Here is a 15,308-nt window from a genome sequence, read left to right as displayed (position 1 = left end):
GCTCAGAAAACGTGCCGGACGCCGAGCGTCGCCATCATCTGGCGCGTGCCGGTCGAGCGCGCATACGCGAAGATCTGCGCATGGTCCGCGTCGCCGGCCGCCTGCTGCGCGATCACCGTCAGCGCGACGTCGGTGCGTTTCGACAGGTAATAATCGGCCTGCAGGTTCACCTGGTGCCATTTCGGCCGCTTGTCGATCACGTCGTACTTGCCGTTCGTGAACGCATACGCGGCGCCGAGAAAGAGCTGCGGCGTCATCGTGTAGACGACGTTCACGCCGAGGTTCTGCAGGTGCAGGTGCGAATTGTCGAGGTAATCGTAGCGCACGTCGGTAAACATCGCGGCGAACTGCGCGCGGCCGATCGTGTAGAAACCGCCGGTGCCCGCGATCCGCTGCCGGCTGGCGTAAGCCGCGGGCGTCATCGCGCTCTTGCTGAAGATCAGCAGCGGCGACGCGTAGTCGTTCGCGATCGCGCCGTCCTGGTTCGTCGCGCTGTAAGGGTGGTTGTACTGCGCGTAGACCACGCTCCAGCGCAGCGGGCCCTGCTCGTAGCCGAGCCCGAAACTGTAGGCGCTGTTGTTCGCGAAACCCGTCGCGTTGCTGAAGCCGTACAGCGCGGTGAATTTCAGGCCGTGGTACACCGGGCTCACGTACTTCACCGAGTTCTGCACGCGGATGTCGTTGTAGCCGTTGTCGTTGTCGCCGATGTTCACGCCGTTGCTCGCGATGATCACCGGCCCGATGTAGTCGTGGATCGCATCGTACTGGCGGCCGAACGTCAGCGAGCCGTAGGTGTGGTCGGCAAGGCCGACGTAGGCCATCCGCCCGAACTCGCGGCCGTTCTGCGCGGCCGTGCCCGTCATCACGTTGAAGCCGTTCTCCAGCTGGAAGATCGCGGACAGCCCCTGCCCGAGATCCTCCTTGCCCTTCAGCCCCCAGCGCGGGTTCTGGTTCGTGCCGGACAACGCCTGCCACGCGTTCTTGCCACCCTGGTTGGTCGCGAACCCGACACCCGCCGAGATGAGACCGTACAGCGTGATGCTGCTTTGCGCACAGGCATGCGTCGCGAAGGCGCCGAGCATCGCGAGCGGGGCGAGCTTGTAGAGAGTTTTCATGCGGGTCGTGTGATCGGTGGTGGTCCAGGCGCGGCAGGGTTCCGCGAAACTGGCCTCGACTATACGAACCCGGATCGGATAATAAAAGTTTGCTTTTCTTATGTATCAATAAAACGGATTTATTCTCATCCTGGCATCGCCTGCAGCCGTCAGCCCCGCGAACCGGCGGTCAATCCGCCGTGTCGCCGCCCTTCGGCACCTTCGACCACGCGTTGCGCCCCGGCATCGGCGCCCAGGCCGGGCGCGTCTTGCGCGCACTGTCGACCACGACCAGATAACGGCCCGCGATCGGCGTGATGTCGCGGTCGCGACGCAGCACCCACAACGACTTGCCGGCCTCGACACGCGCCTGGTAATCGTCGTCGAGCAGGCCGTGACGATCGAAGAACGTGTTCAGCGACGCGGGAATCCGCACGCAGCCCTTCGAGTGCCGGATGCCGAGCAGCGCTTCGAGCCGGTCGGGATCGGTCGCATGCATCTGGAAGCGCATCGGCGACACGCCGCCCTTGCCCCAACCGCGCTCGCCGTCCACCCAGCCGAAGTCGTAGATGCGCATGTCGCGGCGGCCGTAGCCGCGAATGCCGTTCTCGTTCGTCGTGCCTTCCGCGCGGAAATCCATGTTGTCGGGCGAGTGATGGAACACGCCGAGCGGCGTCACGAAATGGTCGTACTTGCCCGGCAACCCGGTGCCGACCGGCGAAGCGCCGATCATCAGCCACGCGTTGGCCGGCGTTGCACGGAAGTAGATGAACAGCGCCTGCACGTTCGGCGCGCGGTCGACCATCGCGACGTATTCGCCGGCGAGGTCGCCGAGATCCGCATCGGCGAGCGCCTCCTGGAGCCGCTGGCCGTAGGCGCGCTGCTCGCTTGCGGGCACGTTCAGGCGCCGCGTGACTTCCTGCGTGAAGCGCTTGCGCATGTCGACCGCGCGCGCCGTCGCATTTTTTGCTTCTTCTGCCGATAGCGGCGGATGCCGGCGTGGCGGTGTCGGCGCGGGTGCTTCGGCCTCGCTCGCGGCGGTGGAGGAGGCGGCGGACGCGGCGGAAACGGGCGCAGCGGCGGAAGCGGCTGAGGCGACGTCGGCAGCGGAAGTGCCGGAAGCAGTCGATGCACCCGATGTCGCGCTGGCAGGCTCCGCATGACGCTCGTGCGACGCGGCTGACGCGGGCTGTACGGCCGACGCCCCCGACGACGCATGCACAGGCGAGCCTCGTTGCGCATGAGACACCGCCGACGCGGGCGGCGCAACTGATGAGGATGACGGAGCAACGGACGACGAAGGGCCGGACGCGGCAAACGCAGGCGGCCCGACAAGCACGGGAACGATCAGGGCAACAGCGAGCGACACATACGCGGCGACTGTGCGGGTACGGCAACGCGACTTCGAAATGGGCCGCGTCAGGCTGAAAAGCATCATACGTTCGAAGCCATCGGCCGATCCGGCCGCCGCATGCTGCAGTTGCGGGCGGCGCATCTTCCGCGCGAGCCATCGACACGTCCGGCGCATCGTGTGCGCCCGGCGCCGACGCCTCTTCGCGGCGGAGCCGTTCGCCGATGCAACGCGTACGGTCCGATGGCGGCTAATGAGTCGTCAGGCCCTTCATTCTACGCGTCCGCGCAGGAATCTTCAGCGATGCAAGCCGCAGTTTTACGGGGATTTGCGCTTCGTCACGCTTTGTTTCAACTCGTTGCCGCACGCATCTTTCGATGCATGGCAATCTCGTTGGTTGCACATTCGAGTCCGACAAAGGGCGCTGCTTTTTCGCCGCGGTGCGATGGCTTCGCCAAATCGATTCGGAAACCGGATCATTCCCGTCAAGCCGTACGCACCGGCCGCGCAGTGCGATGCCATCGCATGGCACGCATGCAGCACGAACCGTGCGACACGCGTGCACGATCACCGGTCACTTCGAGATGGCTTCGAGCGCGATGCCCTTCGTGCGCGGCCCCATGAGCCCGATCGCGGCCATCACGATCACCATCGCTCCCGCGATGAATGCGAACACGCCGAAGGTGCCGAAGCCCTTCAGCACGGCCGCGATCACGAACGACGAGAAGATCGCCGAGAAGCGGCTCCACGAATAGACGAAGCCGACGGCCCGTGCGCGGATCGACGTCGGGAACAGCTCGGCCTGATATGCGTGGAAGCTGTACGACATGATGTTGCTGGCGAGCGTGAGGCCGATGCCGAGCACGATCAGGAATGCGCCGACCGTCGTCTGGCTGAACAGCAGCCCGCAGACGACGATCGCCGCCGCCATCGCGACGATCACCGACTTGCGCTCGAAGCGGTCGGCGATCACGAGGCCGATCAGCGGGCCGACCGGTGCAGCGAGCGCGATCACGCTCGAATACATCAGGCTCGACGTGATCGTGATGCCCTGCTTGATCAGCAGCGTCGGAACCCAGTTCGCGAAGCCGTAGAAGCCGACCGTCTGGAACACGTTGAAGATCGTCATCATGATCGTGCGGTTGCGATACGGCTGCACCCACATGTCGCGGAAGCTGCCGCGCGGCGGCACGGGCTCGGCGGGCGCTGGCGGCGGCAGCGGCCGTCCGTATTCGGCTTCGACCTTCGCCTCGAGCGCGCGCATGATGCGGTCGGCTTCGTCGACCCGGCCCTGCTGCGCAAGCCAGCGCGGGCTTTCCGGCAATTCGCGGCGAATCCACCACACGAACAGCGCGCCATGCGCGCCGATCAGCACGACCCAGCGCCAGCCATCGAGGCCGAACGGCGCGTGCGGCACGAGCAGGTAGGCGAGGAACGCGACCACCGGCACCGCGACGAACCCCACCGCCTGCTCGCACGCGAATGCGCGGCCGCGGATCTGCTTCGGCACGAGTTCGGAGATGTACGTGCCGATCGTCACCATCTCGACGCCGAGGCCGAGACCGACGACGAAGCGCCAGAAGTTCAGCCCGGCCGCGGTGTCCTGGAACGCCATGATGACGTTGGCGGCCGTGTACCACAGCAGCGACCACGTGAAGATCGCGCGGCGGCCGAAGCGGTCGGCGAGGAAGCCGCACGCGATCGTGCCGATGAAGAGCCCGGAGAACAGCGCGGCGATGAAGCTCGCGACGCCCGTGGTGCCGAACAGGCCATGCGTCGTCGCGGAGAGGATGCCGCTTTTCACGAGGCCGGGCGCGACGTAGCCGCTGTACAGCAGGTCGTAGAGTTCGAAGAAGAAGCCGAGACTCAGCAGGACGACGAGCTTCCAGACGCTGCGCGTCGGTGGCAGGCGGTCGAGACGGGCCGAGATGGAGCCGGGGTCGACGGGAGGGGATTGGGCGGGTGCCTGCGAAAGGCTGTCCGTTGAGGCCATCTTGGGCGCGTCTCCTGTTCGTGTCGTGTTGTTGTCCGGCGACCTTCGAGCCGCCGTCGGGCGAATCGATGCATTGTACCGGCACGTCCGTCCGACGCGAGCGCACCCCGACCCCGATATCCGGCGCGCGACGACGGGCCGGCTGCACGCCGTACGTCGAACCGATTCGGGTGCCTCACTTTTGCGCTGACCAACGTGTAACTTTCGTAACCGTCTGTCGGGTGCGGAAAACGCGCAGGAACGGCGACCCGGCGACGCATCGCGGCGGCGCCGGCCCCACGGTCCGGGCCTGATGCGCCGTTTCGCCCGGCCGCACGCCGCCGGAACCGCCACAAAGGGGGTACGCAATCAGTACAACCACGCGTTCCACACCCCGGTAACATGCTACCGGGCCAACCACCGGCTTCCGGGCACCTTTCGGCGCCCGGCATTGTCGGCAAATCGTAAGCATTCCATGTCCATACAACGACTATCCACGTACGCTCGCCGGATCGCGCTGATCGCGTTGCTGCAGTTCGCGGCGATCGCAACCGCGTCGGCGTTTCCGGAGGCCGCTTCCGCCCCGGGCGCAAGCGGCGTCGGCGCGCCCGTGCCCGCCATCTCGCTGAACGACGCCGTCGCGCAGCTCAAGCAGATGCAGGTCGAGCTCGACCGCATCAAGCAGCAGACGTCGACCGCGTCGAGCAGCAAGGAGCTGGACGCGCTCGACGACTCGGCGCAGGAGCTGAGCACCGACGTCGTGAAACTGCAAAGCGATCTCACGCCGCAACGCGCGCAGATTCAGGCACAGCTCGACGTGCTCGGGCCGCCGCCCGCCGAGGGCGCCGCGCCCGAAACGGCAGCCGTCGCGAAACAACGGGCCACGCTCGACGCGCGCAAGACGCAGCTCGATGCGGCGCTGAAGCAGGCCGCCGACCAGAAGACCAACCTCACGAACCTCGCCGAACAGTTCGCGAAGCTGCATCGCGGCCTGCTGAAGAACCAGCTCGCGTTCCGTTCGGGCGGCATTTTCAGCGCGCAGTTCTGGCTGCCGCTGTTCCATCTGTCGCCGGACGATACCCAGCGGCTCGGAGACTTCAACGAAGAAATCCGCGACATGCTGCGCTCGTCGTGGGTGCCCGGACAAAAGGCGATCACCGCGCTGCTGCTGATTGCCGCGATCGCAGCCTGGCTCGGCGGCCGCCGGCTCCTCGAGCGCGGGCTCGCCTGGTTCTGCGTGAACCGCCTGCCGGCCACCCGCTTGCGCCGCAGCGCGCTGGCGTTGTCCATCGCGCTGTCGACCCTGCTGGCCACCGCCATTGCCGTTCAGATCCTTTACCTCGCCGTCGCGCGCCGTTACGACCTCACGCCGGGGCTGACCGATCTGTGGGACCAGTTCGCGAAGCTCGCCGCGACCTGCGCACTGATCGCCGGGCTCGGCCGCGCACTGCTCTGCACGAAGCATCCGTCGTGGCGCCTCCCCGCGCTCGCCGATCCCGTCGCGCTCGCGATGAAGCCGTTCCCCGGCATCCTGGCCGCGCTGCTGCTCGTGTCCGGCACGCTCGAATCGATCAACCGGATCGTCGACACCAGCCTGTCGGTCACGCTGTTCGGTCGCGGCATCGTGTCGCTCGTCGTCACGCTGACGGTCGGCGCGTCGCTGTTGCGCGCCAACCGTGCGCGCGCCGCGCTCGCGGCGGCAGGCGAGGCGCCCGAGCAGCGCTCGACGCTCGCGGGGCTGATCCATGCCGGCGTCACGCTCGCGATCGTCGCATCGTTGATCGCACTCCTGATCGGTTACGTCACGGTTGCACGCTTCATCACGTACGAACTCGTGTGGTTCGAGATCGTGCTGTGCACGACCTACATCCTGATCCAGCTGACGCGCGACGCGAGCGAAAGCCTGTTCTCGTCGAGCCTGTCGACGGGGCAGCAGATCAAGCACCTGTTCGCGCTCGAGGACCGCCACCTCGACCAGGCGCGCACGGTGCTGTCCGGCTTCGGTACGAGCCTGCTGATGCTGATCGCGGCCATCGCGCTGGTGACGGGCGGCTTCGGCACGACCCCGGGCGACCTGCTCGACAGCGCGGTCGCGATGATCGGCAGCCAGCGGCTGCAGAGCCTGAACATCATGCCCGACCGGATCCTGAACGCGGTAATCGGGTTCGCGATCGGCTTCTACCTGTTGCGCTCGCTGCGACGCTGGCTCGACAGCGAGTTCATGCCCGCGCTCGGCATGGATACCGGGATGCGCGTGTCGCTGATCACGCTGTTCACCAACGTCGGCTACGTACTGCTGGTGCTGATGACGCTCGGGCTGCTCGGCGTGCGGTGGAACAACCTCGCGTGGATCGTCAGCGCGTTGTCGGTGGGTATCGGCTTCGGCCTGCAGGAGATCGTGAAGAACTTCGTGTCGGGGCTGATCCTGCTGACCGAGCGCCCGGTGAAGGTCGGCGACATGGTCAGCATCGCGGGCGTCGAAGGCGACATCCGCCGCATCAACGTCCGCGCGACCGAGATCCAGCTCAGCGACCGCTCGACCGTGATCGTGCCGAACTCGCAGCTGATCTCGCAGAACGTGCGCAACGTGACGATGGGCAACAGCACGCAGGGCGTCGCGACGCTGGTGCTGACGTTCCCGCTGAACACCGATCCCGAGCAGGTGCGCGACCTGCTGCTCGACGCGTACCGCGAGCACCAGGCGATCCTCGAGAAGCCCGCGCCGTCGGTCACGTTCAGCCAGCTCACGCCGGACGGGATCACGCTGAGCGTGACGGGCTACGTGTCGAGCCCGCGGATCGCGAGTTCGACGAAGAGCGATCTGCTGTTCGAGATCCTCAAGCAGTTGCGCGCGGCGGGCATCACCCTGTCGAGCCCGCAGATGCTGGTCGTGCAGAACATGCCGGCAATCGGAGAGGCAGGCAACACATAGAGACGCATGGAGACGCATCACGCGCGCCACCGTCCGCACCTGAAGAAACGAAGGGCCGGTACCGCAACGCGGTAACCGGCCCTTCTCGTTCACGCACGGCGCCCGATATCGGGCGCCCCGCCTCACACGTCGAACTTCACACCCTGCGCCAGCGGCAACTGCCGGCTGTAGTTGATCGTATTCGTCGCGCGGCGCATATACGCCTTCCACGCATCCGAACCCGACTCGCGGCCGCCGCCCGTTTCCTTCTCGCCGCCGAACGCGCCGCCGATCTCCGCGCCGCTCGTGCCGATGTTCACGTTGACGATCCCGCAGTCGCTGCCCGCTGCCGACATGAACTGCTCGGCCTCGCGCATGTCGTTCGTGAAGATCGCCGACGACAGGCCTTGCGGCACCGCGTTGTGCAGTTCGATCGCATCGTCGAAGTTGTCGTAGACCATCACGTACAGGATCGGTGCGAACGTCTCGCGCTCGACCACGGCCGATTGCTTCGGCATCCGCACGATGGCCGGACGCACGTAGTACGCATCCGCGTGACCGACGTCGACGCGCTCGCCGCCCTTCACCTCGCCGCCCTGCTCGCGTGCGTCGCCCAGCGCCTTCTGCATCGCATCGAACGATGCGCGATCGACCAGCGGGCCGACCAGCGTGCCTTCTTCAAGCGGGTTGCCGACCTTCACCGACGCGTAGGCCTTCTCGATGCGCGGCAGCAGTTGCTCGACCAGGCTGCGATGCACGATCAGGCGGCGCAGCGTCGTGCAGCGCTGGCCGGCCGTGCCGACCGCCGCGAACGTGACCGCGCGCACCACGAGATCCAGGTCCGCGCTCGGCGCGACGATCATCCCGTTGTTGCCGCCGAGTTCGAGGATGCCGCGCGCGAGACGCTGGCTCAGCACCTTCGCGACTTCCTGGCCCATCCGCACGCTGCCCGTCGCGCTGACGACCGGCACCTTCTTCGAAGCCGTCAGCACCTCGCCGACATCGCGCATGCCGAGCACCAGCTGGCTCAGGCCCTTCGGCGCGACGCCCGGATGCGTCTTCTCGAACTCGCGGAGCGCCTTCTCGAGCAGCACGTGACACGCGATCGCGGTGAGCGGCGTCTTCTCGGACGGCTTCCACACGACCGAATCGCCGCACACGAACGCGAGCGCCGCGTTCCAGGCCCACACCGCGACCGGGAAGTTGAACGCCGAGATCACGCCGCACACGCCGATCGGGTGCCACGTTTCCATCATCCGGTGGCCCGGGCGCTCGGAGGCGATCGTCAGACCGTAGAGCTGGCGCGACAGGCCGACCGCGAAATCGCAGATGTCGATCATTTCCTGCACTTCGCCCAGGCCTTCCGACGTGATCTTGCCGGCTTCGAGCGTGACGAGGCGGCCCAGTTCGGCCTTGTGCTCACGGAGCACGTTGCCGAACACGCGCACGAACTCGCCGCGCACCGGCGCCGGCACCGTGCGCCACTTGAGGAATGCGTCGTGCGCGGCGTCGATCTTGCGCTCGGCGTCGGCGGGCGTGTCGACGGCCAGCGTCGCGAGCGTCGCGCCGTCGAGCGGCGAACGCGCGGTCAGCGCATTGCCTTTCCACTGGGCGAGATCGATATCGAGCGCGGCAAGAATGTCGTTGAATTGCATCACTTCCTCTTCAGGGACAGATTGATCGGTGCGGCGGCAGCGCCGCCCGCGTGATTCGATTGGAGCGCGTTCGCGCGCCCTGTGCAAGCGGATGCGCCGCGCGGCAGGCCCGGTGCGCCGTGCGGCGCATTGCGCCGCGCCACCGCCGGAAGCCCGGCCGGACGGCGCGCTCCCGCCTCGCAAGGCACGATCCATGAAACACATTGTCGGTGGCCACAAGTCGGGCCGCTATTGATATTAACTCACGACTTCATTCCCAAAACGCAACAACTCGGCACGCCGATCCGATGCGCTTGCGCGCCGATACGGGACGTTTCCAAAGCCCGTAGACGGGCAGGAGGACACATCGCAACACGACGCAAGTTGATGACAATCCTGCATCACCCTGTGCGGAAATATCGTTTGCCGGCCGTGCATCGGGCACACACAATCGTTGCGACGTCGAGGTGCAACGCACCCGGCGCGCCGCCGGCCGCCACAACGGCAGCCGGACGCCTGACGAAGGCGACTCGCACCGCGCCCCGGCTCACCGGCGCGCTTTCGCACCGCATCACCGCTGCCCGGCCCGCAGCCGGCAACGCGTCGCGCTTCGTCACCGAAAAATAATCCCGGAGACAGCGCCCAGCGCCCGCCATGCATTCAGATGCCCGCCCCGATTCGCCCCGTCCGTCCGGCTCGCCGCCCGCGAAGCCGTCCCTCCACCGTGCGCTGCAGGCACGCCATCTGCGGATGATCGCGATCGGCGGCTCGATCGGCACGGGCCTGTTCGTCGCGTCCGGCGCGTCGATCTCGCAGGCCGGCCCCGGCGGCGCGATGCTCGCGTACCTGGTGATCGGCCTGATGGTCTATTTCCTGATGACGAGCCTCGGCGAAATGGCCGCGTTCATGCCGGTGTCGGGCTCGTTCGCGACCTACGGCGCGAAGTTCGTCGACGAAGGTTTCGGCTTCGCGCTCGGCTGGAACTACTGGTACAGCTGGGCCGTGACGCTGGCGGTCGAACTCGTCGCCGCGCAGCTCGTGATGCACTACTGGTTCCCGCACGTGCCGGGCGTCTGGTGGAGCGCGCTGTTCCTCACGTTGATCTTCGCGCTCAACGCGCTGTCGGTGCGCGGCTTCGGCGAAGCCGAATACTGGTTCGCGCTGATCAAGGTGCTGACGGTGCTCGCGTTCGTCGGCGTCGGCCTGCTGATGATCTTCGGGATCATGCAGGGCGGCCCGAGCGCGGGCTGGGGCAACTTCACGATCGGCGACGCGCCGTTCGCCGGCGGCTGGGCAACGATGCTCGGCGTCGCGATGATCGCGGGCTTCTCGTTCCAGGGCACCGAAATGATCGGCGTCGCGGCCGGCGAATCGGAAAACCCGCGCACGACGATCCCGCGCGCGGTGAAGCAGATCTTCTGGCGCATCCTGCTGTTCTACGTGCTCGCGATCTTCGTGATCGGCGTGCTGATTCCCTATACCGACCCGAGCCTGCTGAAGAGCGACGTGACCGACATCGGCGTGAGCCCGTTCACGCTCGTGTTCCGCCACGCGGGCCTCGCGTTCGCGGCCGGTGTGATGAACGCGGTGATCCTCACGGCCGTGCTGTCGGCCGGCAACTCGGGCATGTACGCGTCGACGCGGATGCTCTACAACCTCGCTGTCGAAGGCCGCGCGCCGAAGATCTTCGCGAAGCTGTCGCGCGGCGGCGTGCCGCGCAACGCGCTGTATGCGACGACGGCCGTCGGCGCGCTGTGTTTCCTCACGTCGCTGTATGGCGACAAGACGGTCTACCTGTGGCTGCTGAACACGTCGGGCATGGCCGGCTTCATCACGTGGCTCGGCATTGCGGTCAGCCACTACCGGTTCCGCAAGGGGTTCCTGAAGCAGGGCTACCGGCTCGACCAGTTGCCGTACCGGTCGAAGTGGTTCCCGTTCGGCCCGCTGTTCGCATTCGCGTTGTGCACGGTCGTCGCGCTCGGCCAGGATTACCAGGCGTTCCTCTCCGACAAGATCGACTGGGTGGGCGTCGCCGCGACCTACATCGGCCTGCCGTTCTTCCTCGCGATCTGGCTCGGCTATGCACTCGTGCGCAAATGCCGCCTCGTGCGCTACGAAGACATGGAAATCGCGCCGTGGATCGAACGCAACGCAACACCCGAAACCGCGCCGCAGGCCGAAACCGGCTACGCGGGCTACATCGCCCGTCCGGCCAACCCGACGCCGGGCACCTGACCGCGCGAGTCGGCCCGCACCAGCCCACTTCGCACCGGCCGCCGCCCAGGCGCGACAGCCGGTGCCCCACGCCCCCATTCGACGCGGCGCGCGCGTTCAGGCAAGATCGACGCGCGCCGCCTGTTTTTCCGCCGTTACGAGTCAACGAAATCGCATGCAGAACTTCTACGAAGCCACCGTTACCCGCCAGCCCTACCCGCAACTGACCGGCACGATCGATACGCAGGTCTGCATCGTCGGCGGCGGCCTCGCCGGCCTTTGCACGGCGCTCGGCCTGGTCGAGCGCGGCGTGCACGACGTCGTCGTGCTCGATAGCGAACGGGTCGGCTTCGGCGCCTCGGGCCGCAATGGCGGCTTCGTCTTCGGTGGTTACAGCCTCGACAACGCCGACCTGCTGCGCACGCTCGGCCGCGACGAGGGGCGCCGGCTATACCGGCTCACCGTCGATGCGGTCGACCTGATCCGCGCGCGGATCGCGCGCTACGGCATCGACTGCGACATCGTCGACCAGGGCGTGATGCTCGCGAACTGGTTCGACGATCCTTCGAGGCTCGACAGCGTGCGCACGCTGATGAAGGACGAACTCGGCGTCGACTGGGAACCCGTTTCGACGGACGCGCTGCGCAAGCGGCTGAAGACGCAGCGCTATTACGGCGGCCTGTTCGAGCCGAACGCGTTCCACTTCCATCCGCTCAAGTACGTGCTCGGCGTCGCGGCGGCCGCATCGCGCGGCGGCGCGCGCGTGTACGAACGCTCGGCCGCGCTCGGCATCGCGCGCGAAGGCGCCGGGTACGTCGTGCGCACCGCACAGGGCACGGTGCGCGCGAAGGACGTCGTGTTCGCCGGCGGAGGTTATGCACGCGGCGTGTCGCCGCGCATCGAGCGCGCGGTGCTGCCGATCGCGACCTACGTGATCGCGACCGAGCCGCTCGGCACGCGCCTGCCCGACGCGATCGACGCACCGTACGCGATCTACGACACGCGTTTCGCGTTCGACTATTACCGCCCGCTGAAGGACACGCGCATCCTGTGGGGCGGCCGGATCTCCGTGCTCGACCGCGGCCCCGACGCGATCGCCCGCCTGCTGCGGCGCGACCTGCTGCGCGTGTATCCGCAACTGGATGACGTGAAGGTCGACTACGCGTGGGGCGGCCTGATGAGCTACGCGCGGCACAAGATGCCGCAGATCGGCCGCGACGCGGACGGCGTGTGGCACGCGATCGCGTTCGGCGGCCACGGGATGGCGCCGACCACGGTCGCCGGCGAAGCGCTCGCGGCCGCACTGGCCGAAGGCCGGCCGGTGCCGGAAGGCTTCAACGCGTTCGGGCTCACGCGCACGTTCGGGCTGGCGGGCCTCGCGGCTGCGCAGCTCACGTACACGGCGTACCAGGCCCGCGACGCGCTCGCATCCTGCCGCCGCTGAGCGGCCGCGGCGGCCGGAACCGCCCCGCCGATTAGAGCGGAAGGTCGGCCGGGCGGGGATTTCCCGCATGCTAGAATGCCTTTTCCACGCCGCCGAAGCCACAATAAAGTCACATGAAAGCAGGAAGCAAGGCCGCCACGTCCGATACCCGCGCGCTTCCGTCCGATGCGCGGCGCAAATACGATCCCGAGCAAACCAAGCGCAACATCCTCGATGTCGCCACGCAGGAATTCTCCGCGATGGGGCTCGCCGGCGCGCGCGTCGACGCAATCGCCGAGCGTACCAACACGACGAAGCGGATGCTGTACTACTACTTCGAAAGCAAGGAAGGCCTGTACGAGGCCGTGCTGGAGAAGGTGTACGGCGACATCCGCGCACTCGAGCAGGAGCTGCACGTCGGCGACATGGAGCCGCGCGAAGGCATGCGCCGCCTCGTCGAATTCACGTTCGACTATCACGACAAGCATCGCGACTTCGTCCGCCTCGTGTCGATCGAGAACATCCACGGCGCGAAGTATCTCGAACAGCTCAAGTCGTTCAAGAACCGCAACGTCAGCATCATCAAGACGCTCGAGGAACTGGTCGAGCGCGGCGCGGCGAGCGGCGCGTTCCGCAAGGACATCGACGCATTCGACCTGCACCTGCTGATCAGCTCGTTCTGCTTCCACCGCGTGTCGAACCGCTACACGTTCGGCGCCGCGTTCGGACGCGACCCGTCGGCGCCGCGCCTGCGCGCCCGGCATCGCGACACGATCGCCGACGCCGTGCTGCGCTACGTCGCCGCATAAGCGACGGCGGCGGCCGGTTTCCCGGCCGGCCTCATACCGGGCGCGCGATATCCGCGCCCGTCGCCTTCTCTTGGGTCAGTCCGTCGGCGCGGCCGACGCCAGTGCGATCCGCGCCTTCTCTTCCGGGCTTCCCGCCACGTAGTACTTCTTCGCCCAGCTCGAATCGGGCGCAAGCGCGAGCCGCGCATGCGCGCCCGTGCCGGTGCCCGTGCCGGTGCCCGTGCCGTGCTGCTGCTTCGCATCGATCGCCAGCGCCCGTGCACGATAGTGCTCGTAAAGCCGCAGGAATTCCGCGAGATAGATCGCCGCGATCCGCTTGTCGCGGATCTCGAGCAGGTTCTCGTCGTTGTACTGCTCGGAATTGCGGCTCATGTTCGCCGAGCCCGTATAGACGACCGGATTCGCGCCTTCCGCGTCGATCACGATGAACTTGTGATGGATCACGACCGGCGGAAAGGCCGGCGCCGGCTCGCCCGGAAAGAGGCGCAGCTCGGGCTCGAAACCCTGCGGCACGGTGGCCGGCGAAAAATACGCGGCATCGATCACGTCGCGGTTGTCGCGGCTGCGGTGATACAGCTCGAGGTTCGCGAGCGTCGCCGCATCGAGCGTCTGGCCGGCCTGCTGCGCGGCATCGGCCTTCGTCGCGCTGCCGGCGTTGATCCTGTTCACCAGCCCGAACATCATCAGCCCGCGGTCGCCGGCCGCGAAGCACGCGTCGCGCAGCGCCGCGTCGGTCGGCATGAACAGGCAGAACGACACCGAATGCTTCGCGGCCGCGATCGCGGCGACGATCGTGTCGATCTCGGTGCGCTGCCCCGCCGGCTCCGGCGAAAACGCGAGCCGCACCTGCGCGCTGCCGATCGTCATCGGTTCCGACCAGCCCGGCGACAGCCGCGCGGTCGCCGCGATCGGCGGATTCCCGGCCAGCGCATGCGCACGCGCGTTGTAGAGCGCGGCAAGCTCGGGCGAATCGAACGCGTGCAGCACGTTCGCCTGCTCCGTGAGCCCCTCGGTCGTGAAGTTCGCGGAACCGGTCAGCACGCGCGCGGGCGCCGGGTTCGACGCCGCATCGGTCACGATGAACTTGTCGTGCATGATGTGCGTCCTGTCGCGCGGCGCGAGCGTCGCGAGCCCCTGCAGCGCGTCGACGGCCGGCTGGTTCGGCGACGGTAGCGGCGGCTTGCCCTTGCGCGCCGTCGTGTGCGCGTCGTAGACGATCGCGAGCGACGCTTCGCCGTGGGTGCGCCCGAACGCTTCGAACGCGGGCAGCGCCCACAGCGTGTCGGTCAGGTGATAGACGGCCGACGCCGCGCGCGATGCCGGCTCGAGCATCTCCGCGAACACCTGCTCCATGTCGTTCGCAAGCCAGGTGCGCAGCTTCAGCGCCTGCGCGTCGCTCGGCGCCGCATTCGGCGCGAGGCCCAGCGCCGCCACCTGCTTGGCGAACGCCTGAGAACTGACCACCGCGCGGTTGAACCACGTGCCGATGCCGTCCTCGACATGGGCGGGCAGCACGACGTCGCACACGCCGGCTTGCGCGTCGAGTACCTGCAGATTCGTCGGCGTGCCGACGACCGGATACACGTCGTAGCGAAACGACGCGCCGCGATCCTGCGGATCGATGCGCGCGTCCCACCACATGAATTTCTGGATCGGCGCCTGGTCGGTCGGCGCGTCGCCCTGCGTGTGCGCGGCCGGGCCGTCGAACGTCAGGCGGTTCGGCAGCCAGCTGTCCGGCGCGCGCGTCTTGCCGTCGGCCGACCAGAAGCCCGGCGTGCGCCGGATCGCGAAACCGAGGAAATCGGCACGCGACGCCGCATCGGGCCAGTCGAAGGCCAGCAGGACCAAGGTGGGGGAAAGATAGCTGCGCACGCTGACGGTCATTCGTTGCTCCCTGGCC

The 15,308-nt window shown here is 67.4% G+C and carries 9 protein-coding genes; 4 read left to right on the top strand and 5 right to left on the bottom strand.

Annotated elements, in window-relative coordinates; all coding sequences use genetic code 11:
* Positions 1-2 precede the first annotated feature (2 nt).
* The 3 genes from L810_RS25405 to L810_RS25395 all read right to left on the bottom strand — a co-directional run bounded on the left by L810_RS25405 (position 3) and on the right by L810_RS25395 (position 4,438).
* Positions 3-1,115: a porin gene (locus L810_RS25405; RefSeq protein WP_021161165.1), complete on the bottom strand. Its 1,113-nt coding sequence runs from the start codon at positions 1,113-1,115 to the stop codon at positions 3-5.
* Positions 1,116-1,284: 169 nt separating this feature from the next.
* Positions 1,285-2,622: a hypothetical protein gene (locus L810_RS25400; protein ID WP_021161164.1), complete on the bottom strand. Its 1,338-nt coding sequence runs from the start codon at positions 2,620-2,622 to the stop codon at positions 1,285-1,287.
* Between the two features lie 397 nt (positions 2,623-3,019).
* Positions 3,020-4,438, bottom strand: coding sequence for an MFS transporter (locus L810_RS25395; RefSeq protein ID WP_021161163.1), 1,419 nt, complete (start codon positions 4,436-4,438; stop codon positions 3,020-3,022).
* Positions 4,439-4,892: 454 nt separating this feature from the next.
* Here L810_RS25395 and L810_RS25390 point away from each other — a divergent pair, with 454 nt between their 5' ends.
* Entirely contained in the window at positions 4,893-7,349 is a 2,457-nt protein-coding gene (locus tag L810_RS25390; RefSeq protein WP_021161162.1) for a DUF3772 domain-containing protein, read from the top strand.
* A 122-nt stretch (positions 7,350-7,471) separates the two neighbouring features.
* On the opposite strand, the gene amaB is transcribed toward L810_RS25390, so the two are convergent.
* Positions 7,472-8,983 carry an L-piperidine-6-carboxylate dehydrogenase gene (gene amaB, locus L810_RS25385; RefSeq protein WP_021161161.1) on the bottom strand — a complete coding sequence of 504 codons (1,512 nt, stop codon included), beginning with the start codon at positions 8,981-8,983 and terminating at the stop codon, positions 7,472-7,474.
* 633 nt (positions 8,984-9,616) lie between these two features.
* On the opposite strand from amaB, the gene L810_RS25380 reads away from it, so the two are divergent.
* The 3 genes from L810_RS25380 (at position 9,617) to L810_RS25370 (ending at position 13,408) form a co-directional block, all read left to right on the top strand.
* A complete protein-coding gene (locus tag L810_RS25380; RefSeq protein WP_042976135.1) occupies positions 9,617-11,197 on the top strand; it encodes an amino acid permease in 1,581 nt (526 codons plus the stop codon).
* Positions 11,198-11,351: 154 nt separating this feature from the next.
* Positions 11,352-12,620: an NAD(P)/FAD-dependent oxidoreductase gene (locus L810_RS25375; RefSeq protein ID WP_021161159.1), complete on the top strand. Its 1,269-nt coding sequence runs from the start codon at positions 11,352-11,354 to the stop codon at positions 12,618-12,620.
* Between the two features lie 113 nt (positions 12,621-12,733).
* Entirely contained in the window at positions 12,734-13,408 is a 675-nt protein-coding gene (locus tag L810_RS25370) for a TetR family transcriptional regulator (RefSeq protein ID WP_011353990.1), read from the top strand.
* 75 nt (positions 13,409-13,483) lie between these two features.
* Here the strand turns inward: L810_RS25370 and L810_RS25365 are convergent, their stop codons facing one another.
* Positions 13,484-15,292: a phospholipase D-like domain-containing protein gene (locus L810_RS25365; protein WP_021161158.1), complete on the bottom strand. Its 1,809-nt coding sequence runs from the start codon at positions 15,290-15,292 to the stop codon at positions 13,484-13,486.
* Positions 15,293-15,308 lie beyond the last annotated feature (16 nt).

The sequence above is a fragment of the Burkholderia sp. AU4i genome, assembly GCF_000466765.1.
GTDB classification, from domain to species: Bacteria; Pseudomonadota; Gammaproteobacteria; order Burkholderiales; family Burkholderiaceae; genus Burkholderia; species Burkholderia cepacia.
This window is presented reverse-complemented; position numbering and strand designations above follow the sequence as displayed.